21 protein-coding genes and 1 pseudogene are annotated in these 20,232 nt (G+C 75.6%); 13 read left to right on the top strand and 9 right to left on the bottom strand.

What is annotated here, in order from left to right; all coding sequences use genetic code 11:
• Positions 1–53 precede the first annotated feature (53 nt).
• On the bottom strand, positions 54–842 hold the full coding sequence (locus ACOBQU_RS03950) for an alpha/beta fold hydrolase (protein ID WP_423624504.1): 789 nt from the start codon (positions 840–842) through the stop codon (positions 54–56).
• Between the two features lie 555 nt (positions 843–1,397).
• Between ACOBQU_RS03950 and ACOBQU_RS03945 the strand changes: the two genes are divergently transcribed.
• From ACOBQU_RS03945 to ACOBQU_RS03920, 6 genes are all read left to right on the top strand, one after another.
• The gene (locus ACOBQU_RS03945; RefSeq protein ID WP_423624503.1) at positions 1,398–1,799 is read left to right on the top strand and encodes a DUF6153 family protein; all 402 of its coding nucleotides are present in this window, start codon (positions 1,398–1,400) and stop codon (positions 1,797–1,799) included.
• A gap of 482 nt (positions 1,800–2,281) precedes the next feature.
• Positions 2,282–2,761 carry a hypothetical protein gene (locus ACOBQU_RS03940; protein WP_423624502.1) on the top strand — a complete coding sequence of 160 codons (480 nt, stop codon included), beginning with the start codon at positions 2,282–2,284 and terminating at the stop codon, positions 2,759–2,761.
• A gap of 107 nt (positions 2,762–2,868) precedes the next feature.
• Positions 2,869–4,086: a PLP-dependent cysteine synthase family protein gene (locus ACOBQU_RS03935; protein ID WP_423624501.1), complete on the top strand. Its 1,218-nt coding sequence runs from the start codon at positions 2,869–2,871 to the stop codon at positions 4,084–4,086.
• Positions 4,083–5,378, top strand: a complete 1,296-nt coding sequence (locus tag ACOBQU_RS03930) for an MFS transporter (protein WP_423624500.1) — start codon at positions 4,083–4,085, stop codon at positions 5,376–5,378. Before ACOBQU_RS03935 ends, ACOBQU_RS03930 begins: the two co-directional genes overlap by 4 nt.
• A gap of 87 nt (positions 5,379–5,465) precedes the next feature.
• Positions 5,466–6,443: a DUF1015 domain-containing protein gene (locus ACOBQU_RS03925; RefSeq protein WP_423624499.1), complete on the top strand. Its 978-nt coding sequence runs from the start codon at positions 5,466–5,468 to the stop codon at positions 6,441–6,443.
• Positions 6,425–6,691: a hypothetical protein gene (locus tag ACOBQU_RS03920; RefSeq protein WP_423624498.1), complete on the top strand. Its 267-nt coding sequence runs from the start codon at positions 6,425–6,427 to the stop codon at positions 6,689–6,691. Before ACOBQU_RS03925 ends, ACOBQU_RS03920 begins: the two co-directional genes overlap by 19 nt.
• Positions 6,692–6,760: 69 nt before the next feature.
• On the opposite strand, the gene ACOBQU_RS03915 is transcribed toward ACOBQU_RS03920, so the two are convergent.
• From ACOBQU_RS03915 to ACOBQU_RS03900, 4 genes are all read right to left on the bottom strand, one after another.
• Positions 6,761–6,973, bottom strand: a complete 213-nt coding sequence (locus tag ACOBQU_RS03915; RefSeq protein WP_423624497.1) for a hypothetical protein — start codon at positions 6,971–6,973, stop codon at positions 6,761–6,763.
• 272 nt (positions 6,974–7,245) lie between these two features.
• A complete protein-coding gene (locus ACOBQU_RS03910; protein WP_423624496.1) occupies positions 7,246–7,449 on the bottom strand; it encodes a hypothetical protein in 204 nt (67 codons plus the stop codon).
• A gap of 65 nt (positions 7,450–7,514) precedes the next feature.
• Positions 7,515–8,147, bottom strand: coding sequence for an ABC transporter permease (locus tag ACOBQU_RS03905; protein WP_423624495.1), 633 nt, complete (start codon positions 8,145–8,147; stop codon positions 7,515–7,517).
• A complete protein-coding gene (locus tag ACOBQU_RS03900; protein ID WP_423624494.1) occupies positions 8,144–9,121 on the bottom strand; it encodes an ABC transporter ATP-binding protein in 978 nt (325 codons plus the stop codon). The genes ACOBQU_RS03905 and ACOBQU_RS03900 overlap by 4 nt, the downstream gene beginning before the upstream one ends.
• Before the next feature lie 316 nt (positions 9,122–9,437).
• On the opposite strand from ACOBQU_RS03900, the gene ACOBQU_RS03895 reads away from it, so the two are divergent.
• Positions 9,438–10,400: a MarR family transcriptional regulator gene (locus tag ACOBQU_RS03895; protein ID WP_423624493.1), complete on the top strand. Its 963-nt coding sequence runs from the start codon at positions 9,438–9,440 to the stop codon at positions 10,398–10,400.
• A gap of 27 nt (positions 10,401–10,427) precedes the next feature.
• Here the strand turns inward: ACOBQU_RS03895 and ACOBQU_RS03890 are convergent, their stop codons facing one another.
• Complete coding sequence (locus tag ACOBQU_RS03890; RefSeq protein ID WP_423624492.1) at positions 10,428–11,087, bottom strand: hypothetical protein; 660 nt, start codon at positions 11,085–11,087, stop codon at positions 10,428–10,430.
• A gap of 292 nt (positions 11,088–11,379) precedes the next feature.
• Positions 11,380–12,069: a TetR family transcriptional regulator gene (locus tag ACOBQU_RS03885; protein WP_423624491.1), complete on the bottom strand. Its 690-nt coding sequence runs from the start codon at positions 12,067–12,069 to the stop codon at positions 11,380–11,382.
• Positions 12,070–12,441: 372 nt separating this feature from the next.
• Between ACOBQU_RS03885 and ACOBQU_RS03880 the strand changes: the two genes are divergently transcribed.
• Positions 12,442–13,179, top strand: a complete 738-nt coding sequence (locus ACOBQU_RS03880; RefSeq protein WP_423624490.1) for a uracil-DNA glycosylase — start codon at positions 12,442–12,444, stop codon at positions 13,177–13,179.
• A gap of 36 nt (positions 13,180–13,215) precedes the next feature.
• Here the strand turns inward: ACOBQU_RS03880 and ACOBQU_RS03875 are convergent, their stop codons facing one another.
• Positions 13,216–14,571: a DUF418 domain-containing protein gene (locus ACOBQU_RS03875; RefSeq protein WP_423624489.1), complete on the bottom strand. Its 1,356-nt coding sequence runs from the start codon at positions 14,569–14,571 to the stop codon at positions 13,216–13,218.
• Positions 14,572–14,685: 114 nt separating this feature from the next.
• On the opposite strand from ACOBQU_RS03875, the gene ACOBQU_RS03870 reads away from it, so the two are divergent.
• On the top strand, positions 14,686–15,405 hold the full coding sequence (locus ACOBQU_RS03870) for a GNAT family N-acetyltransferase (RefSeq protein WP_423624488.1): 720 nt from the start codon (positions 14,686–14,688) through the stop codon (positions 15,403–15,405).
• A gap of 315 nt (positions 15,406–15,720) precedes the next feature.
• A pseudogene (locus ACOBQU_RS03865) lies at positions 15,721–16,640 on the top strand (PaaX family transcriptional regulator C-terminal domain-containing protein).
• 30 nt (positions 16,641–16,670) lie between these two features.
• On the opposite strand, the gene ACOBQU_RS03860 reads toward ACOBQU_RS03865, so the two are convergent.
• Positions 16,671–17,240, bottom strand: coding sequence for a TetR/AcrR family transcriptional regulator (locus tag ACOBQU_RS03860; protein WP_423624487.1), 570 nt, complete (start codon positions 17,238–17,240; stop codon positions 16,671–16,673).
• 219 nt (positions 17,241–17,459) lie between these two features.
• Here ACOBQU_RS03860 and ACOBQU_RS03855 point away from each other — a divergent pair, with 219 nt between their 5' ends.
• From ACOBQU_RS03855 to cobM, 3 genes are all read left to right on the top strand, one after another.
• A complete protein-coding gene (locus ACOBQU_RS03855; RefSeq protein WP_423624486.1) occupies positions 17,460–17,930 on the top strand; it encodes a nuclear transport factor 2 family protein in 471 nt (156 codons plus the stop codon).
• A gap of 125 nt (positions 17,931–18,055) precedes the next feature.
• Positions 18,056–19,321, top strand: a complete 1,266-nt coding sequence (gene cbiE / locus ACOBQU_RS03850; protein ID WP_423624485.1) for a precorrin-6y C5,15-methyltransferase (decarboxylating) subunit CbiE — start codon at positions 18,056–18,058, stop codon at positions 19,319–19,321.
• A gap of 30 nt (positions 19,322–19,351) precedes the next feature.
• Positions 19,352–20,101 carry a precorrin-4 C(11)-methyltransferase gene (cobM, locus tag ACOBQU_RS03845; protein ID WP_423624484.1) on the top strand — a complete coding sequence of 250 codons (750 nt, stop codon included), beginning with the start codon at positions 19,352–19,354 and terminating at the stop codon, positions 20,099–20,101.
• Positions 20,102–20,232: the final 131 nt, after the last annotated feature.

Genomic DNA, 20,232 nt, shown 5'->3' with positions numbered 1-20,232 from the left:
CCCGGCCCACTCCGGTGACACGGCGACAGCGGCCGGTGCCGGGGGCCCGGGCGTCAGCCCTTCGGGTAGTCCAGGAAATCGGTGATGAGCTTGAGCCAGGCGTCGGGGCGCTCGGCGAACGGCAGGTGGCCGGTGGGGAGTTCGGCGAGCGCCGCGCCGGGTATCGCCCCGGCCACCTCGCGATGGAGATCGGGCGTGACCAGAAGGTCCTCGGTCGTGGAGATCACGAGGGTGGGCACGCTGACGCGGGGCAGGTCCTCGCGGACGTCGACCCGGGCGGCCAGGTCGGCGTGCTCGGCCGAGCCAGGCGGGAGGCTCTCGGCGGTCGCCCGCACCACGGCGTCCAGATCGGGGACCGCTTCCAGCTCCGCGGCGCCCAACGCCAGGGAAACCAGGAACTGCGCCAGCGCCGTATGCGCCCCGGCGGCATAGAGGTCCCGCCAGTGCTGGGCGTTCAGCCGCAGCCGCGCGCTGGGGCGGGCGAACGGGGCCGTCAGGACCAGGGCCGTGACCCGCTCGGGGTGGCGGGTGGCGGCGCGCACCGCGACCGCCGTACCCAGCGAGTAGCCGACCACCGCGAAGGTCTCCAGGCCCTCGGCGACCCCGGAGGCCACGAGCTGGTCCGCCAGTTCGTCCAGGGTCAGGGGGGTGACCGCACGAGGGGTGCCACCGGTGCCGGGGAAGTCCACGCCGACCGTGGTGCGACCGGCGGCGAGGCCGTCGAGGATCGGGCCGTAGTTGGCCGCGATGCCTCCGCCCGCGCCGTGGGCGAGCAGCAGTCCCGGTCCCTCACCGCGGACCGTACGGGCGAAGGTCGGCTCGGGCAGGGTGATTTCAGGCATGGACGTCCCCTCGAACATTCTGTAGCGGTCGCTAGCGATACGACCTTAGCAGGTTCTCTAGTGACCGCTACATAAAGACTTTCGCCGTCGCGTCGAAGCCGCTGCGCTGAGCTGTGCTGTGCTGTGCCGAAGCTCCCGTCGTGGTGACGCCGCCGCGCCTCGGCTGCCGCGCCGCGCCAAGGCTGCCGCGCCGCGCCAAGGTCGCCTACGAACACCTGTCGGCACGCGGAACCGGACAACCCGCGCACCCGGCGAGAATCGCCCGGAAGTTGTCCGGCCGCCGTACCGCCGCAGTCGGACGAGCCGCACCAAGCCCCACCAACGAGCCGCGCCGCGCGGCGGACGGTGTTCCGCGAACCGGACGCCCGCAGCGCCCCGTTGGGCCGGAATCCACGCCTGGGGCGCGCGCGGATGGCTGGAATCCACGAGGCCCGTGGGGCTCCTTATGTCGCTCCGACGAACCGCGGTTAAGATCACGGCGTGATGACAGCCAGGTCACCGTTCAGCACGCGGCGGGCTCGCCCGTCCGCGCCCGCGCAGCGGGGTCGCGCCTTGATGGCGCCGCTGCGGCTGCTGGCCTTCGCCGTCCTCCTCCTCGGCCTGCTGTACACGCACGCGGCGAGCCCCCACGCCACGGTGGAGCACCTCACGTCCGCCGACAGCGTCTCCGCCGCCGACGCCGCGCACTCGACGGCGCCGCACACGGCCGGTAGCGCTGCGCCCGGCCACGACGGCACGGATCCGTCGGGCAGTTCGCACGGCGACCACCACGTGCTCACGGAGTGCGCGGTGGGCCAGCCCCCGCACGGGCCCGACCTGACCGCGCCCTGCGCGTCACCGCTGGACATGGCGGTGGCGGACGGCGACGAGCACGCCGAGCGCGGCCGCCCGTCGGCGGCGCGTGACGTCACCGCCCCGCCGCCGGACGCGGCGCAAGCCCCCGTACTGCGCATCTAGACCGCCCAGCCGCGAACCGGCCGCCGCTCGTTCCGGTACGCCCAGTGCCTCTTTCGGCACGACGGGAGCTGACGCGTGACGTCGTCCCGTCACCACGGCGCGGACGGCCCGCTGCCGTATGCCCCGGTGCGACAGCCGCCCAGTGGCCCTGCGGCGGTGCGCGCCGCGCGAATGCCACCCCTCTCCGGCGCGCGACCCTGCACGCCCCCCCGGTACGCCCCGTCACACGGTCCCCCGTACGCCGTCGTACGCAGGCCCCGACCGATCCGGCGCCCCATCAACTCCCCGACCCGACGCGACCCGACCCGACGCGACCCGTGCAACCCGCACCACCACCCTGCGGCCCGCACCGCCGCGCCACCCGCACAGCCGTAACACCCGCACCGCCCCACCCCCACCCGCTCTGCCCCGCCCGGTCCCAGCGGACCGCGCCGGATCGCTCCGGACGCCCGCGGCGGGCGCAGCCCCCGCTCGGAGGACCTGTGCCGTCCTGCCTCCCCCACCCACGGCCCGTACCCCCACGACCCGTACCCCCACGACCCGAACCCCCACTGACCCGCCAGCCGCGCCCCCACACCCGGACCCGCCTGGCCCACCCCGTCGTCTGGGCAGCCCTGGCCCTGCTGCTCCTGACGGCACTGCCGTGCGTCGCCGAACCGGCCCACGCGCGGCCCGACAGCCCCGCCGCCGGTGTCCCTCACGGCTCCGCCGCCAGCGGACCCCCGGCCCCCGCCGCCGACGACTCCCACACCCCCGCCCCCGACGGCTGCTCCGTCACCGAGTCCCCGCGGGCCGGGGCCACCACGACGCCCGTCCGGGCGCAGCCGCACGCGGCCCCGGGCGCGGCCGTCCCCGCGCCCGTGCCCGGGGCCCTTCTCGCCGTGCGCTCCGGAGTTCCGCCCGGGCGGATGCCGGACGGCGGCGGCACCGCGCCGGAAGCCCTCTGCCGGTGGCTGATCTAGGAGCCGCCCGTGCGGTCGGCCACGGCCGACCCGCCGCGCGGCGCCCCGACGCGCGCCGCGCGGGACGACACCCCGCACCGCTTCCCCACGCGAATGAGAGCGAATCGATGCACTCCGTGACCACGAGTGACTTCACGCCCGCGGGCCCCGGCCTCCGGGGGCTCGTCGGCAACACCCCCGTCCTGCGCGTCTCCAGTCCCTTCACCCCGCCCGACCGGGGCTTCTGGGCCAAGCTCGAAGGCTTCAACCCGGGCGGCATCAAGGACCGGCCCGGCCTGCACATGGTCGAACGGGCCCGGGCCCGCGGCGACCTGCTGCCCGGCCGCCCCGTCGTCGAGTCCACCAGCGGCACCCTCGGCCTCGGCCTCGCCCTGGCCGGAATGGTCCACGGGCACCCCGTCACCCTCGTCACCGACCCGGGACTCGAACCCGCCATGACCCGGCTGCTCGCCGCCTACGGCGCCACCGTCGACGTGGTGCCCGAACCGCACCCCACCGGCGGCTGGCAGCAGGCCCGCCGCGACCGCGTCGCCGAACACCTCGCGCGCCAGGCCGGATCCTGGTGCCCCGACCAGTACGGCAACCCCGACAACGTGTCCGCGTACACGCCGCTGGCCCTGGAAATCGCCGCGCAGGTCGGCCACGTCGACGTCCTCGTGTGCAGCGTCGGCACCGGCGGGCACTCCGCCGGGATCTCCCGCGTGCTGCGCCAGCTCTACCCGGACCTGCGCCTGGTGGGCGTCGACACCGTCGGCTCGACCATCTTCGGGCAGCCCGCCCGGCCCCGCCTGATGCGCGGCCTCGGCTCCAGCATCTACCCGCGCAACGTGGCGTACGACACCTTCAGCGAGGTGCACTGGGTGGCGCCCGCGGAATCCGTGTGGGCCTGCCGCCAGTTGGCCGCCTCGCACTACGCCACCGGCGGCTGGAGCGTCGGCGCGGTCGCCCTCGTCGCGGGTTGGGTGGCCCGCACCGAACCCCGCGACACCCGGATCGTCGCCGTCTTCCCCGACGGCCCGCAGCGCTACCTGGGGACGGTCTACCACGACGAGTACTGCGCGCGGCACGGGCTGCTCGACGGAGTACCGGCGCCCGAGCCGGACGTCGTGGGCCGCCCGGACGAGAAGGAGGTCACCCGCTGGTCGCGCTGCACACGGGTGCGGGACCCGCTGTCCGCGCCGACGGCCCCGCCCGGCACCGACGCGCCGACGGCCCCGCCCGGCACCGACGCGCCCACGGGCATGCCCGAGCCGCGCTCCCAGTGCCCCCGTACGCAGAAGTCCCCCGCTCAGGAGTCCCCTGCGGCGAAGGGCGGCGACCGGTGAAAGGCACCCTCGCACAGGTCCGTTCCTACGAACGGAGCGTCCAACTCCTGATGGTGAACCAGTTCACCATCAACCTCGGCTTCTACATGCTGATGCCGTACCTCGCCCAGCACCTGTCCGGCTCCCTCGGCCTCGCGGGCTGGATCGTCGGACTCGTCCTCGGCGTGCGGAACTTCAGCCAGCAGGGCATGTTCCTCGTCGGCGGCACCCTCGCCGACCGGTTCGGCTACAAGCCGCTCATCGTCGCCGGATGCGTTCTGAGGACCGTCGGCTTCGCCACGCTCGGCCTGGTCGACTCGGTGCCCGCGCTGCTCGCGGCCTCCGCCGCCACCGGCTTCGCGGGCGCCCTGTTCAACCCCGCCGTGCGCGCCTACCTCGCCGCGGACGCGGGGGAGCGCAGGGTCGAGGCGTTCGCGCTGTTCAACGTCTTCTACCAGGCGGGCATCCTGCTCGGCCCGCTCGTCGGCATGCTCCTGACGGGCGTCGACTTCACCGTCACCTGCCTGGTGTCCGCGGCCGTCTTCGCGGTCCTCAGCGCCGTGCAGATCCGGGCGCTCCCGCAGCGCAGGGGCGCCGCGACGGCGGACGGGCAGCAGCGCCAGACGGTCCTCGCGCAGTGGCGCGGGGTGCTCGCCAACCGGTCGTTCCTGCTGTTCGCCACCGCCATGATCGGCTCGTACGTCCTGTCGTTCCAGGTGTACCTGGCGCTGCCGCTCGAAGTGCGCCGCGTCGGCGGCGACGGGGAGTCCGGCACGGTCGCCGTTGCGCTGCTGTTCGCCGCGTCCGGGCTCACCACGATCGTCGGCCAGACCCGCGTCACCGCCTGGTGCAAGCGACGCCTGGAACCAGGCCAGGCGCTGACGGCCGGTCTGCTCCTGATGGGGGCCGCGTTCGTGCCGCTCCTCGCGGTGACGCCGGTGCCGGTGCCCGACCACGGCGCCGGGCGCTGGCTGCTCGCCGCGGCCCCGCCGGTCCTCGCCGCGCTCCTGCTGGCCCTTGGCACGATGATCGCGTACCCCTTCGAGATGGACACCATCGTCCGGCTCTCCGGTGACCGGCTCGTCGCCACGCACTACGGCCTCTACAACACCATCTGCGGCATCGGCATCACCCTGGGGAACCTGCTCACCGGCGCCGCCCTGGACGCCGCCCGCGCCGCGGGCGTGTCCGCGCTGCCCTGGCTCGCGCTGCTCGCCCTCGGCCTCGCCTGCGCGGCGTCCCTGTACGGGCTGCACCGCGCCGGACGCCTCGCGCTGCCCGCACCCGCCGAGGCGCGTCCCGCGACAGCCTGACCTCCCGCACCTCCGCGCCACGGGGGCGGGCGGCCCCACCGCCGCCCGCCCCCGTCCCCAGCGCGCCCGCCTCCCTGGAGAGACCCCATGCCCCACCCCACCGCGCCGGGCCCGAACGGCTTGGACCTGCGGCCCTTCCGCGCCGTCCGCTACGACCCCGGGCACGTCGGCGACCTGTCCGCCGTGATCTGCCCGCCGTACGACGAGGCGCCACCCGCCCACGCCCGCGCCCAGCGCGTGCGCCCCCACCACCTCAGCCGCCTGCTGTACGCGGACGACCCGCGCACCGCGCTCGGCCAACTGCGCCGCTGGCTGGGCCGCGGCGTGCTGCGCCGCGACGACGCCCCCGCCCTGTACGTGTACGAACAGCGCCACGACGAGCACGTCGTGCAGCGCGGCCTCATAGGTGAACTGCGGCTGGCCGCGCCGTCACCGGGCCCGCTGCTGCCGCACGAGGCGGTGCGGCCCCACGAGGTGCGCAGGCAGGCCGCGTTGATGGCGGGGCTGCGCGCCCACCTGGAGCCCCTGCTCGTCGCCTGCCGCCCCGCCGACCGGACCCTTCCGGCGGCCCTCGACGGGCTGGTCCGCCGACCGCCCGCGGCCGTGGCCCGTACCGGCCGTGTCACGCACCGCCTGTGGGCGTGCCCGGACCCGGCCCTCGCGCGGTGCCTGGCCGACGGCCCCGCCCTCATCGCCGACGGCCACCACCGGATCGCCGCGACCCGCCAGCTCATGGACGGGGGCGGGGAGAGGCCGCCGGGTTCTTCGGCGGCGCCCTCGCGCTCGTCGTGGACACCGTGGCGCATCCGCTGCGCCTTTCCGCCATCCACCGCGTGCTGCCGGGCCTCGACCCGGCCAAGGCCGCCGCGGCGGCGGCCGACGTGGCCCGGGTGCGGCGGCTGCCCGGCGGGCCGCGGGAGCCGGGCCCCGACGAGATCGTGCTGTGCGGCGGTGGCCGGGCCTGGACGGTCCGCGACGTTGACGCGGCGGCCCTCGGCGAGGCCCTGGCCGGGCGGCCCGAGCCCTGGCGCCACCTGCCGGTCGCGGTGGCCGACCACCTGCTGATCGGCCGGGCCCTGGCGGTGCCGGACCTGCCCGGCGCGATCCGGCACGTGCACCGCGCCGAGCGGGCCGTCGCGGTGACGGCCCCGCCCGGCGGCGGCACCGCGCTCCTGTTGCCGCCGCTGCGCGAACCCGAGGTGTGGGAACTCGCGGCCCAAGGCGTGCTGCTGCCGCGGAAGTCGACCGCGTTCGGCCCGAAGCCCGCGGCGGGCCTGGTGCTGCGGGTCGCGGAGGTCGCCGCCCGCCGGTAAGCCGGGTGCGCCGGTCCGCGCGCCCGCCCCCCCGCGCCCTGCTGTGCGCGCGGTCCGCGCGCTTCGGGCTCAGAGCAGCGTGGGCAGCCCGAGGTTGTTGATCAGCGGGCCCTCGACCGAGATGCCCTCGGTGATCAGGGGCTCGGCACCGGGCAGCAGCGGTGCCGGGTTCGCCGCGGCGGGCGCGGCGACGGCGGTGGCGGGGGCGGCGGTGGCGGGGACGGCGAGCGCCACGGTGAGCGTGAGCGCTCCGAGCAGGACGGCGGTCGGTCGACGGGGCATGAACTCCCTTTCTGCGGTGTGGGGTTCCCCGGGCTGCCCGGGGCGCCCCGGCGGGCCGGGGCGCCGACATGGCTGCCCAGGCAGGCCGCCGCCGATGCGCACAGTCCCCCGTACGAGGGGCGGGGCCGCGCCCGCGCACCAGGGCCGCCCGGCCCGGGCACCCCACCGGCCCGCCCCGCACCCCGCGCGGCCCGCACCCCGCGCGGCCCGCACCCCGCGCGGCCCGCACCCCGCGCGGCCCGCACCCCGCGCGGCCCGGCCCCGCACGGCCCTCACCCCACGCGCCGCAGCACCCTCTCCCGGCGCGCCGCCACGCTCGACCCCGACTCGCGCCGCGCCATCCGGCGCAGTACCACCGGCGCCACGAGGAGCCCCGCCACGGCCCAGGCGCCCAGTACTCCGGCGGTCTCCCAGAGGCGCCAGGAGTCGCCGATCTCCACGGTGACCGCGGCGTCGGGCAGCAGCGCCGCACGCATGCCGAGGGCGACCCAGTAGACGGGGAAGACCTGGGCGACCCCCTGGAGCCAGCCGGGCAGCGAGGTCAGGGGTAGAAGATGCCGGAGACCGCGATCAGGCCGAGGGCCAGCATCTGGAGGAGGCCCTGGCCGCGGGTGCTGGGGAAGAGGGAGCCGAGGACCGCGCCGAGGGGCAGCGTCGCCACCAGGCCGAGCACTAGGACCCAGGCCAGCGTCAGCCAGGAGTCCGCGCCGGTCGCGGCGAGGCCGTCGATGAGCAGCACGCCCGGCACCAGCAGGATCGCGAGGTCGGCGATCAGGCCGCCCGCCACGGAGATGACCTTGCCGGTGAGGTAGCCGCGCACGCCGTTCGGCGTCGCCTTGGCGCGCAGCAGCGTGCCGTCCTCGCGCTCGGCGGTGAGGATCTGGCTCATGGACACCATGCCCATCGCCGCGTTCATGCCGAGGATGCCGGGCAGCGCCAGCGTGCCGAGGAGCAGCCCGCTCGACGCGAACTCCCGGTCGCGCAGGAAGAACAGCGTGATCAGCATGAGCACCGGCCACAGCACGTGGTTCAGCAGGTCGGCGCCGTTCGTGAAGGACTGGCGCAGCTCGATCAGGCCGCGGCGCATCCCGGCGCGCAGGGCCGTCGCGGCAGGACTCGGGCACGTCGGCGCACCGGGCAGGGGCACCGGACCCGGGGGAGTCGTCGCGTTCATCGGGCCCTGACCTCTCCGGGCTCCCGCGGCCCCACGAGTCCGGGCGCCCCGGCCCGCGCATCGGCTCCGGCCCCGGCCCTGGCGGCGGCTTCGGCCTCGTGCACCAGGGTCAGGTACGTGTCCTCCAGGGAGGCCCGCCGCACTTCGAGGTCGCCGATCGCCTCGCCGTGCTCGCGGAACAACTCCCGTACGAACGCCGTCGAGTCGGCGGTCGCGTGGCTGAAGCTCCGCCCGCCGCGGGTCCAGCGCACGTGGTCGCGGCCCGCGATGCGCCGCGCCAGTTCGGCGGCGGTGCCGTCCGCGACGATCCGGCCGCCGGTGAGGACCACGATGCGGTCGGCGAGCTTCTCGGCCTCGGCGAGGTCGTGCGTGGTCAGCAGGATCGTGGTGCGGTGGTCGGCGGCGAGGCGGTGGACGAGGCCGTGGAACTCGTGCCGGGCGCGCGGGTCGAGGCCCGCCGTCGGCTCGTCGAGGAACAGCAGCTCGGGGCGGCCCACCAGGCCGATGGCCACGTCGAGGCGGCGCCGCTGGCCGCCCGAGAGGGCCTTCACCTTCTGGCCCGCCTGCTCCGACAGGCCCACGGACGCGAGGAGTCCGGCCGTGTCCCAGGGGCGCGGCAGCGCGTCGGTGGCGTACGGGGCGTAGTACGCGCCGAGGTGCGTGAGGAGTTCCCCCACGCGCCACTTGCCGTGGTCGCGCCACGACTGGAGGACCACGCCCACGCGGGCCCGCCACCGCTCGTCGGCGCGCGCCGGGTCCGTGCCGAGGACACTGACCCGGCCCGCGGAGCGCGTCCTGAAGCCCTCCAGGATCTCGATCGTGGTCGTCTTGCCCGCGCCGTTCGGCCCCAGCAGGGCCAGCACCTCGCCGTGGCACGCGTGGAAGGTCACGTCGTGCAGCACGTCCCGCGTGCCGTACCGCATGCGCAGGCCGTGGACATCGAGCGCGCGCCCGTCCCCGACGGTCGTCGTCATTGATTCACCCTCATCGGTTCGCTCTCATTGGATCGCTCTCATTGGTCGGTTCTCATTGGTTCGCTCTCCCGTGAAAGGACTCGAAAGCTACGTTGCGTTCACAGAGCGGTCAATGAAATCGAGCGGCGGGACAATGCCCAACTGCGAGGAAATCCACAGTCATTGCAATGGGCTTGCGAGTGAACGCAATAGCTCCCCGGGTCCGTTGCAATGAGATGCTGATGAACGCATACTGTCCGCGCCAGCGCGGACGGGACCGGTGCCGACGGCGCGCCCGGCGGTCGGATGCGGCACCCGAGTACAGGAAGGGGGGCGGATGCCCGGAGGCAGGCTCACGCACGCGGACCGGCAGCGGGTGGCCGCCGGTCTCGCCGAAGGGCTCGGGTACGCCGAGGTCGCCCGGCGGCTCGGCAGGCCGACGTCGACCGTCAGCAGGGAGGTCGCGCGCAACGGCGGCCCCCGCGGCTACCGCGCTGAGCACGCCCACCACGCCACCGCCCGCCGCGCCCGCCGGTCCCCGGCCCCGGCGGCGTCACCGGCGCCACCGGCCGCCGCCGAGCCGCACGGGCGCGACCCGGGGGCGGTGCGCGACTTCGTCACCCAGTTCGCCGCGTTGATGGTGCACACGGGGCTGCCGCGGATGGCGGCCCGCGTGCTCGCCTGCCTCGTCACGGCCGACTCCGGGGCGCTGACCGCCGCGGACCTGGTGGAGCGGCTGCGGGTCAGCCCCGCTTCGGTGTCCAAGGCCGTCGCCTACCTCGTACGACTGGACCTGGTGCGGCGCGAGCGGGGCGCGGGGGAGCGGCGCGAGCGGTACGTCATCGACGACGACGCCTGGCTGCGCACCTGGCTCACCAGCGCCCGTACGCACGCGATGATGGCGGACACCGCGCGGGCCGGGGTCGGCGTCTTCGGCGCGGCGACGCCCGCGGGCGCGCGCCTCGACCAGATGCGGCGGTTCTTCACCAGCCTCAGCGACGACATGGCCGGAGGCTCCACCGCGGCCGCCTTCGCCGACGCGCTGACCGCCGTCGCCGCCCTGGCGCACGCCGAAGTCCCCCTCAAAGCGGCCGAGTTGGCGGTAGCGCTCGACTGGCCGCCGGACCGGGTCGCCCGCGCCCTGTACGACGCCGGTGAGCACCCGGACCTGGCCGACCCGCTTGAGCTGCGGCACGACGAGACGGCCGGGACGTACGCGGTGGCCGTGCGGCGCGAGCGGCTCACCCCGGTGCAGCGCGCGGCACTCGGCCGGGCGGCGGCCGCCGCCCGCCCGGGGTGAGGGGAACTGCTGGGCGCCTGCCGCGCGTCAGGCGTACAGCAGGCGGTGCAGGGCCGTGGTCTCCTCGTCGTAGCCGCTGGTGACGTGGACGATCATCTCGCGGTGCTCGTCGTAGGCCCGCTTTCCCTCGGGCGTCAGGCGCGGGGCCGGGCCGTCGGGTTCCGCCGTGGCCAGCGCGGTCACCAGGGCCGGTGGCGGGGCGAGGGTCAGCACGCCCAGGGTCCTGCCGAGCACGTCGGCCATGTCGCGGCCGACACCCTGGGAGATCTCCGACACGGCGACGTGCAGCCTGCCGCCGAGGCGCGGCGAGACGATCTTCACATGGCTGTTCAGGGCGCGCAGCGGTCCGACGTCGGCGGACACGTCGACCACGTGCATCGGGGTCAGGGGCCGCCCGTCCGCGTCCTGGAGCGCGCGGCCCGTGCCTCCCGGCGGCTCCGGTGGGGCCCAGAAGCCGCCGCCCGGCGTCGGCTCGGCGCTGGTCGCGTGCGTCAGGACGCGGTCGCGCACCCCCGACGGCAGGCGCGCGAGGACACGGTCGTACGCGGCGTAGGCCCGGCGCACGACGGACTGCTCCTCGGTCGAGAGCGAACCCCCGTAGAACCAGGTCAGTTGGTGGAGCAGCGGATCGTCCAGGGTGTAGAACAGCTCGGCCCAGTAAGGGTCTTCAGGGATGACGACGAGCACTCAGCACTCCAAGGCGTGAGAGGAGGAAGCGCTGCCCGGGCGAGGTGCCGACCGGTCGACCGCGCCGTCCTGGTCGTGTCATGCGGGTCACGTGCGGGCATGACGGACGGCGGGCGGGCCGGACAAGCGCGTGGGCGCTCGGTGTGAACTGCATGTGCCCCCGTTGCAGCATGAAAGGATCAAACCATACGCCCGGTCGGTTTTGGAACCGGGTTTGTCGTCGGCGTGTCGCCTTCACGTTCGGATCCGGACCCGCCCGGCGCCGCGCATTCGGCCGGAACTGTCCGCCCGGTCAATCGGGTTGACCGGGAGGGCGAGGAGTCTGATCGGGTGTCAGGGACCGCGCGGCGCGGAGCTTGGGATGCCGCGCGGCGAGCAACTCCCCCCGCCTGACGGTGAGATCCAGCTCGCGCAGCGTCTCGGGCCGGAAGCACATCACGGCCATGGCGCGGTTCAGGCCCGCGATGTCCTGCGGCAGGTGCTCCGGGTCGGGGCGGCGCATCACGTCGTACCCCGTGTATCCGGCCACCCAGGTCGTGGTGACGGCGGCCGGATCGACCCACGGCAGCAACTCCCCCTCGTGGCGCGCCCGGTCGAGGATGGTCCGCACGACGGGGCCGTACCGGTGCCAGAGCCGCTGGTAGAAGGGAGTGCCCGGCTCGGTGGAGAGCCGGGAGGCGGCGCGGACCGACGGCACGAGGGAGGTGAGCACCGCGAGCCTGATGGAGGTGTCCACCACCGTCTGCGCCAGCGGGGCGGAGGCGACGGCGGACTCGTCCATGACGAAGCCGTCGGCCATGACGGCCTCCGCGATGGCCTCCTTGGTGGGGAAGTGGTGGTACACGGCGCCCTTCTTGATGCCGGAGGCCTCCGTGATGTCGTTGATGGAGGCGTCGTACCCCTTGTCGGCGAAGACGCGTGCCGCCCCGTCCACGATCTGCGCGCGGGTCCTGACGGCACGGGCCTGTTGTGGCTCCGTCACTCCTGGTCCTCCCGGCCTTCCGCGCGTGATCCGCCGCTGTGAGGCAGCAGTTGGGCGGCTCCGCGGGCGGCGCACACACGATAGGTGATCGCGCGGGGGGTCCGGCAACGGTGCGTCTCGGTTCCGGTGGACCGAACGGTGTGCCGCGCCACGCGAAACCGACCAGGCGACTGGTTTGTTTCGTGCGGGCCCGTGGGGTGCACTCCTGTGGCGTGTCTTCCTGTGGGGCGCGTGGCCCCGTGTCGCGTGTACACCTGCGGGGCGTTGCTCCCGTGTGCGGGCGCGCTCCGCGGCTGGGCCGGAGGTGGGCGGACCCGAGGCGGCGTTGCTCCCGTGTGCGGGCGCGCTCCCGCGTGGAGGACAGTGGAGGGCATGGATCCCCTCGCCGAACTGGACGCCCGCATCACCGGTTGCGTTGCCTGTCCGCGCCTGGTCGCCTGGCGCGAGGAGGTGGGGCGGGTCAAGCGGGCCGCCTACCAGGACTGGACGTACTGGGCGCGACCGGTGCCGGGCTTCGGACCCTCGGACGCCCCGCTGCTGATCGTCGGTCTCGCCCCGGCGGCGCACGGCGGCAACCGCACGGGCCGGATGTTCACCGGCGACCGCTCCGGGGACGTGCTGTACGCGGCGCTGTACGACCTCGGGCTCGCGTCGAGCCCGGTGGCCGTGTCCGCCGACGACGGGCTCGCGCTGCGCGGGGTGCGGGTCACCTCGCCCGTGCACTGCGCCCCGCCCGACAACAAGCCGACGCCGGGCGAGCGGGACACGTGCAGGCCCTGGCTCGTACGGGAGCTGGGGCTGCTCGCCCCGCACCTGCGGACGGCGGTGGTCCTGGGCGCCTTCGGCTGGCAGGCGGCGCTGCCCGCGTTCGCGGAGGCGGGGTGGCGGGTGCCGAGGCCCCGGCCGCGGTTCGCCCACGGCACGCGGGTCACGCTGGAGCGCGCCGCCCCGCCCGAGGCGGCGCCGGGAGCGGCCGCACCCGGCCCGGTCACCCTGTACGGCTGCTTCCACGTCAGCCAGCGCAACACCTTCACCGGCCGCCTCACCCCGGACATGCTCAAGGCCGTCCTGCGGGAGGCGGCGGCCGAGGCCGGGGTGGAGCACACCTGAGGGCCCCGGCGCGGCCCGGGATCCGCCGCCGGACCGTCAGCTGGGGGCGCCGCCCCGCCATCGGGGCCGGGACAGGGTGGTCCAGGCGCGCAGCAGCCACTCCACGGGGCCGTAGCGGTGGCGGCCGAGCCACCAGCGGCTCGCGGCGGCCTGGGCGGCGAACAGGGCCACGGCGACCAGCGCGACGCCGAGTGGCGACACCCTCCCGACGAGGGCGGCCCCGTAGCCGGTGAACAGCAGCGCGCAGACGGCGGACTGGGTGAGGTAGTTGGTGAGGGTCATCCGCCCGGCCGGGGCCAGCGCCGCGATGACCGGGCGGGCCCGGCGGCCCGTGGCGAGCCGCAGCACGGTCGCCGCGTAGGCGGCGGCGAGCAGCGGCGCGGTGACCACGTCGAGGCCGAGGGCGAACACCTGGTAGGCGCCGCCGGGGTGGGCGAGGCTCGCGTGCGCGTACACCACGCCGCCGCACAGGCCCACCGTGAAGCCGACGGCCTGGAGGTAGCGCAGGGTGTGACGGTGGCGGGAGAGGTCACCGAGCGCGCGGTGCCGTCCGGCGGCCAGGCCGAGCAGGAACGCCGCCAGCGCGGCCGGTGCCTGGAAGAACACCAGCAGGAAGACCACGTCCGGCAGCTCCTCCAGGTGCGCGCGGATGACCGAGGCGGCGCCCCCGCGCAGCTGCTCGGTGGCCCGCGCCGCGTCGGCCGCCGCGGCCCCGGAGTCGAGGCCCGCGCCGCCCGCCGACCAGGAGGCGAGGGCGAGCAGCGCGTACGCGGCGGCCGTGAGGGCGAGCAGGGCGACGGCGGCCCGCACGGCCGTGCGCGGGCGGACGCGGTGCACGGCCAGCAGGACGAGGCCGAGCACCGCGTACGTGGTGAGGATGTCCCCGGGGAACAGGAGCACCGCGTGCAGCACGCCCAGGGCGAAGAGCCCGGCGAGCCGCCGCAGGAACCGGGGAGCGAACCGGGCCCCGCGCCGCTCGGCCGACTCCAGCTGCAAGGTGAAGCTGTACCCGAACAGGAACGAGAACAACAGGAAGAACTTCGCCTCGAAGAACACCGCCAGCACGGCCCGCACCGCGCCGTCCAGCGGGCCGTCGAAGCCCGGGTCCTCCACGCCGCTGCCGTGGTACGCGGACGCCAGGTAGGTGATGTTCACCATCAGGATCCCGAACAGGGCGAAGCCACGCAGCGCGTCGACGGCGGCCAGGCGCGCGGGCGGCGGGGCCTGGCCCGGCGCGGGGGTCCGCCCCCGTGTGGGGGCGCGCTCTGGTGCGGGGACGGCCGCTCCCGCCGCGCCGACGGCGTCTGGGGTTCCCGGGATTCCGGCTGCTCCAGGGAGCCCTGGTGCCTGTGCGCTCCCTGCCCATGGCGGTCGTGTGGTGTCGCCGTTCATGCCTCTCCCTCTCCCCTGCCTTCTCGTGAATCGTTCATTCTCAAAACGTTCGTGGCAGGAATGAACGTACTACAATCGAACGAACGAGATGGCGGTCATGACGGGAGCGAGGGCGTGGACGTGACGAAGGTGGCGAATGGCGGCGAGGACCTGGCGGTGCGGCGGGAGGTGCCGCCGGGCGCCGAGCGCGAGGTGGCCGCGCTGTACTGGGAGGCCTTCGGCCGCAAGCTCGGCCCGGCGCTCAACCCCCCTGACGCGGGGCGGGCGTTCATCGCGGCCCACCTGCACCACGACCGCGGCCTCACCGTGCTCCGCGGCGGGCGCGTCGTCGGCGTGGCGGGCTACCAACTCGGCGGACGCGCCCTCACGGGCGGCCGGGCGCGGGACGTCCTCGCGGCCTACGGGCCGGTGCGCGGACTACCGCGGCTCGCGGTCCTCGCCCTCTTCGAGCGGGCCCCCGCGCCGGGCGAACTCGTGATGGACGGCATCGCCGTCGCGGCGGAGCAGCGGGGTGCGGGGATCGGGAGCCTGCTGCTTCGGGAGATCGCCGCTGTCGCCGCGGAGCACCACTGCCGCCGCGTCCGCCTGGACGTCATCGACGTCAACCCGCGGGCCCGCGCCCTGTACGAACGCCATGGCTTCACCGCGGTGCGCACGCGACGCACCCCATACTTGCGGGGGCTGTTGGGCTTCGGCGCGGTGACCACCATGCACCGCCGCGTCGTGGCTGCGGACGCGAACGCGACGGGGGGCGAGCGGGTACGGCCAGCCGGGCGAGCGGACCGGGTGGATCCGGCGGCTCCAGCAGGTCGGCGGCTCCAGCAGGGTGAGTAGGCGGAACGAGTTGAGCGAGCAGGAGACGTGATGAGCACGACGGGCCGCGCGGCCGGTCCCCGGGAGAACCGGGCCGCGAAGGAGGGCCGGGCCGCGACCGGCGGGCGGGCCGGGGCCGTCGGGCGTACCGGAACCGGGGGATGGGCCGGAACCGGCGCGCGGGCCGAAGCCAGCGGACGGGTCGAAGCCGCTGGACGGGCTGGTAGCGGAGGGCGGGCCGGTAACACAGGACGGGCCCGAAGCGGCGCACGGGCCGGAAGCGACGGGCAGGCCGGGAGCGGCGCGCGGGTCGGGCGGCCCGAGATCCCCACCCGGCTGCTCGTGCACGCCCTCGTCCACGAGGACGGCACCGTCGACGCGGGCCAGCTCTACACGGTCGCGGGCGTCCTCGGCATGTCGGACCAACAGGTGCGGCTGTGCGTCAAGCGCCTCGTCGCGGAGGGCCGGTTCACGCAGGAGGGGCGGGGGCGCAAGGCCGTGCTGCGGGCCGTCGCCGACCCGAGCGGCGCGCTGGCCCCGGACGCGGCGTACGTGCGCCACGCCTACGAGCAGGACGAGGGCCGCGCCCCCTGGGACGGCGTCTGGCACCTGTGCGCCTTCGCCATCCCGGAGTCCAGCAGAACGGCTCGCGACGCCCTGCGTGACACCCTCCTGCACCTCGGCGCGGCCCCCGTCCAGGGCGGTCTGTACGTCACCGCCAACCCCGTCGCGGACCTCGTCGAGGCCCAGGCCCGCCACTTGGGCGTGCCCGACTCGCTCACCTTCCTCACCAGCACCGACCTGCGCGTCGGGGGAGTGAGCGAACCGGTGGCCCTGGCCGCCGCGCTCTGGCCGCTGGCCGAGATCGCCGCCCGCTACGAGCGGCTCGCCGCATTCGCCGAGACCTGCCTGGCGGAACTGTCGGAACGCGCGGAACCCGCTGGACGGGCGGGGCGGGTTGGGCAGGTGGAACCGGCTGAACCGGCGGCAGAGGCGCAGCCCTCCACGGCCGCCGACCTCGCCGACGCCGACCGCCTCACCCTGGCCGTGGAACTCGCCGCCGAGTTCTCCCGCGCCATGACCCCCGACCCCCTCCTGCCCCCGAACTCCTCCCGTCCCCCTGGCCCGGCGCCCGCGCCCGCCGCCTGGCCGCCGCCTGCTGGACCGCCCTGCGGGCGTCGGCACCGGCCGACGGCGCGGCGCCGCTGCGCCTGTTCGCGCTGTACGCGGACGCGCTGGGCGGCGCGCGGGCGTAGCCGCCGCGCGGCGCGGGGCCGAGGGCCCGGTCAGGACGGCGTGCGCTCCCGGCAGGCGGCGACCAGCAGCGCCGCGGCACGGGCGGCGTGCCCGGCGGGGTCGGCGCTCCGGGTGATCCCGGCCGTCGCCATCGCGCCCTCGGCCAGCAGGAACAGCGGATCGGCGAGGTCGTCCGGCAGTCCCGCCGCCGTCACGAGGCCGCCGACATACTCCCGGAACGCCGCCTTGTGCAGCCGCGCCTGGCGGGCGACCGGCTCCGACGTGGCGCCCAGCTCCCCGTAGGAGTTGATCCAGGCGCAGCCGTGGAAGTCCGGCTCGCCGAACCACTCGCCGAGCCAGTCGAAGACGGCGAGGACCCGCCGCTCGGGGTCCTCGTGCCGCTCGACGTGCGCGGCGAGCCGCTCCCGCCAGCGCACGTCGCGCCGCTCCAGATACGCCTCCACGAGCCGCTCCTTGGCGGGAAAGAGCTGGTAGAGGCGCTTGAGCGAGACGCCCGAGGCGCCGCGGATGTCGTCCATGCCGACGGACTGCACGCCCCGCTGGTAGAAGAGCCGCTCGGCCGCGTCCAAGGCCCGCTCCCTGGCGACTTCGCTGTCCATCGGCCGACGTCCTCCTCGGGTCCCGCCGCGCGGGCCCCTCAGCAGGGGCCCGGGGTGCCACCGTACCCGTCCGCCGCACCTGCGACCGGGGCGCGTCGGGGCGCCTGCGCAGGTTGCCTCCGAGACAAGGCACTAGCGGGGAGAACGGCCGTTCTCTAGAGTGAGGGCACGTGGAGAACGGTCGTTCTCCACGCGTGGTCACGGTGAACGGAGTCAGACATGCCCGACACGACAGCAGTACGCCCCCCGCTGCCCCCGTTCGACGAGGACACGGCGCGGCAGAAGGTCCAGGCCGCCGAGGACGCCTGGAACACCCGCGACCCCGAGCGCGTCGCCCTCGCCTACACCGAGGACTCGGTGTGGCGGAACCGGGACCAGTTCCTCACCGGGCGCCCCGCGATCGTGGAGTTCCTGCGCGCCAAGTGGGCGCGCGAGCGCGCGTACGCCCTGCGCAAGGAGCTGTGGTCCTTCCACGGCGACCGGATCGCGGTGCGCTTCCAGTACGAGTACCAGGACCCGGACGGCCAGTGGTGGCGGGCCTACGGCAACGAACTGTGGGAGTTCGACGAGAACGGCCTGATGGCCCGCCGCGAGGCCAGCATCAACGACGTGCCGATCGCCGAGGCGGAGCGGCGGATCCACGGCCCGCGCCCGGAGGCCGAGCGCGGACGGCCGTTCCCCCTGCGCTAGGCGCCGTCCTCCGGGGAGCCCATGGCGGGGCCCCGGTCGGGCCGGTACCCGTACCCGACCGAGAGTGCGCTGGTCAGCGCCCAGTAGAGTGCGCTTCCGTCACCCCCGAACCCGAGGACCGAGCCGTGAGCAGCGCAGCGCCAGAACCGAACGCCGTGACCGTCGTCGGCATCGGCGCCGACGGCTGGGAGGGCGTCGCCGACACCGCGCGCGGCGCCCTGCGCGACGCCGACGTACTGATCGGCGGGCGGCGCCAACTGGACCTGCTGCCGCCCGAGTGCGCGGGGGAGCGCGTCACCTGGCCGTCGCCGCTGAGGCCCGCCGTGCCCCGGCTGCTCGCCGCGCACGCCGGACGCCGGATCGCCGTCCTCGCCAGCGGGGACCCGATGTTCTACGGCATCGGGAGGGCCCTCACCGAGGAGCTGGGGGCCGCCGCCGTGCGCGTCCTGCCGCACCCCTCGTCCGTCTCCCACGCCTGCGCCCGCCTCGGCTGGCCGCTGGAGGACGTGGAGGTCGTCACGCTCGTCGGACGCCCCGCCGCCCGGATCGCCGCCCACCTGCACCACGGCCGCAGGCTGCTCGTCCTCAGCGCGAACGCCGACACGCCCGCCGCGGTCGCCGCCCTGCTGCGCGACCGGGGCTTCGGCCCCAGCCGCCTGCGGGTCCTGGAACAGCTCGGCGGCCCCGGGGAGCACACCTCCGCCGAGGCCACCGCCGACGACTGGGCGCGCCCGCCCGGCGCCGCCCTCAACATCGTCGCCGTCGACTGCCGCCGCGCCCCCGACGCCCTGCGCCTCGGCGCCGTACCCGGCCTGCCCGACGACGCGTACGAACACGACGGGCAGCTCACCAAGCGGCACGTCCGCGCCGTCACGCTCAGCGCGCTCGCCCCCGCCCCCGGGGAACTCCTGTGGGACGTCGGCGGCGGCTCCGGATCCATCGCCGTCGAGTGGCTGCGCACCCACCCCTCGTGCCGGGCGATCAGCGTCGAACGCCACCCCGAGCGCGCCGAGCGCATCACCCGCAACGCCGACCGGCTCGGCGTGCCCGCGCTGCGGGTCGTCACCGGCGCCGCCCCCGTGGCCCTCGCCGAACTGCCGCCGCCCGACGCGGTGTTCATCGGCGGCGGCCTCACCGCCCCCGGCCTGCTCGACGCCTGCTGGGCGGCGCTGCCCGTCGGCGGGCGCCTGGTCGCCAACACCGTGACGCTGGAGTCCGAGGCGCTGCTCGCCGACGCCCACCGGCGCCTCGGCGGCGACCTGGTGCGGCTCGCCGTGGCGCACGCCGTGCCCGTGGGCGGCTTCACCGCCTTCCGCCAGGCGCTGCCGGTCACCCAGTGGGCCGTACAGAAGACCGCGCGGACGGCTGAGACGACCGTGGAAGACCGCTGACATGCCCGACGACCCCGCAGGAGCAGACAGATGACCGTGTACTTCATCGGCGCCGGGCCCGGCGCCGCCGACCTGATCACGGTGCGCGGCGCCCGGACGCTCGCCTCCTGTCAGGTCTGTCTGTACGCGGGCAGCCTGGTGCCGCGCGAACTGCTCGCCGAGTGCCCGCCGGACGCGCGCCTGGTGGACACCGCCCGGCTCGACCTGGACGCCATCACCGCCGAACTGGTCCGCGCCCACGAGCAGGGGCACGACGTGGCCCGGCTGCACTCCGGGGACCCGTCCGTGTTCAGCGCCGTCGCCGAGCAGATGCGGCGCCTGGACGCCGCGGGCGTGCCCTACGAAGTGGTGCCCGGTGTCCCGGCGTTCGCCGCCGCGGCCGCCGCGCTCAAGCGGGAGCTGACCGTGCCGACCGTCGGCCAGACCGTCATCCTCACCCGCGTCGCCCAGCGCGCGACCCCGATGCCGGACGGCGAGGACCTGGCGACGCTCGGCCGCAGCGGAGCGCTGATCGTGCTGCACCTCGCGGCCCAGTACGTGGACCGCGTCGTCGACGAGCTGCGCCCGCACTACGGCGGCGACTGCCCGGCGGCGGTCGTCGCGTACGCCTCCCGGCCGGAGGAAGTGGTCCTGCGCGGCACCCTCGACGAGATCGCCGCGCAGGTGAAGGACGCCGGGATCCTGCGCACCGCCGTCATCATGGTGGGGCGGACGCTGGGCGCCGAGCAGTTCCGGGACAGCCACCTCTACTCGCCGGGGCGTGAGCGGCACGAATGCTAGGCGCGGTGCCGTCGCTGCGGGTACGGCTGCCGCCGGTTGGCTGCCGTTGGTTGGCTGCCGTTGGTCGGCTGCCGCGCCGTCGTGGCTGAGCGCGCCCACGCGGCGGAGCCGCATATCGACACAGCCCCGCG

This window comes from Streptomyces sp. G45 (assembly GCF_049542095.1).
In the GTDB taxonomy this organism is placed as follows: Bacteria; Actinomycetota; Actinomycetes; order Streptomycetales; family Streptomycetaceae; genus Streptomyces.
Note: the sequence above shows the minus strand (reverse complement) of the source record. Positions and strands in the feature narration are given on the sequence as shown.

What these genes read in the sequence shown, in the direction of transcription:
- ACOBQU_RS03950 (WP_423624504.1), bottom strand. Translation starts at nt 842, where the DNA reads ATGCCTGAAATCACCCTGCCCGAGCCGACCTTCGCCCGTACGGTCCGC.
- ACOBQU_RS03945 (WP_423624503.1), top strand. Translation starts at nt 1,398, where the DNA reads ATGGCGCCGCTGCGGCTGCTGGCCTTCGCCGTCCTCCTCCTCGGCCTG.
- ACOBQU_RS03935 (WP_423624501.1), top strand. Translation starts at nt 2,869, where the DNA reads ATGCACTCCGTGACCACGAGTGACTTCACGCCCGCGGGCCCCGGCCTC.
- ACOBQU_RS03925 (WP_423624499.1), top strand. Translation starts at nt 5,466, where the DNA reads ATGCCCCACCCCACCGCGCCGGGCCCGAACGGCTTGGACCTGCGGCCC.
- ACOBQU_RS03915 (WP_423624497.1), bottom strand. Translation starts at nt 6,973, where the DNA reads ATGCCCCGTCGACCGACCGCCGTCCTGCTCGGAGCGCTCACGCTCACC.
- ACOBQU_RS03910 (WP_423624496.1), bottom strand. Translation starts at nt 7,449, where the DNA reads ATGCGTGCGGCGCTGCTGCCCGACGCCGCGGTCACCGTGGAGATCGGC.
- ACOBQU_RS03905 (WP_423624495.1), bottom strand. Translation starts at nt 8,147, where the DNA reads ATGAACGCGACGACTCCCCCGGGTCCGGTGCCCCTGCCCGGTGCGCCG.
- ACOBQU_RS03900 (WP_423624494.1), bottom strand. Translation starts at nt 9,121, where the DNA reads ATGACGACGACCGTCGGGGACGGGCGCGCGCTCGATGTCCACGGCCTG.
- ACOBQU_RS03895 (WP_423624493.1), top strand. Translation starts at nt 9,438, where the DNA reads ATGCCCGGAGGCAGGCTCACGCACGCGGACCGGCAGCGGGTGGCCGCC.
- ACOBQU_RS03880 (WP_423624490.1), top strand. Translation starts at nt 12,442, where the DNA reads ATGGATCCCCTCGCCGAACTGGACGCCCGCATCACCGGTTGCGTTGCC.
- ACOBQU_RS03875 (WP_423624489.1), bottom strand. Translation starts at nt 14,571, where the DNA reads ATGAACGGCGACACCACACGACCGCCATGGGCAGGGAGCGCACAGGCA.
- ACOBQU_RS03860 (WP_423624487.1), bottom strand. Translation starts at nt 17,240, where the DNA reads ATGGACAGCGAAGTCGCCAGGGAGCGGGCCTTGGACGCGGCCGAGCGG.
- ACOBQU_RS03855 (WP_423624486.1), top strand. Translation starts at nt 17,460, where the DNA reads ATGCCCGACACGACAGCAGTACGCCCCCCGCTGCCCCCGTTCGACGAG.
- cobM (WP_423624484.1), top strand. Translation starts at nt 19,352, where the DNA reads ATGACCGTGTACTTCATCGGCGCCGGGCCCGGCGCCGCCGACCTGATC.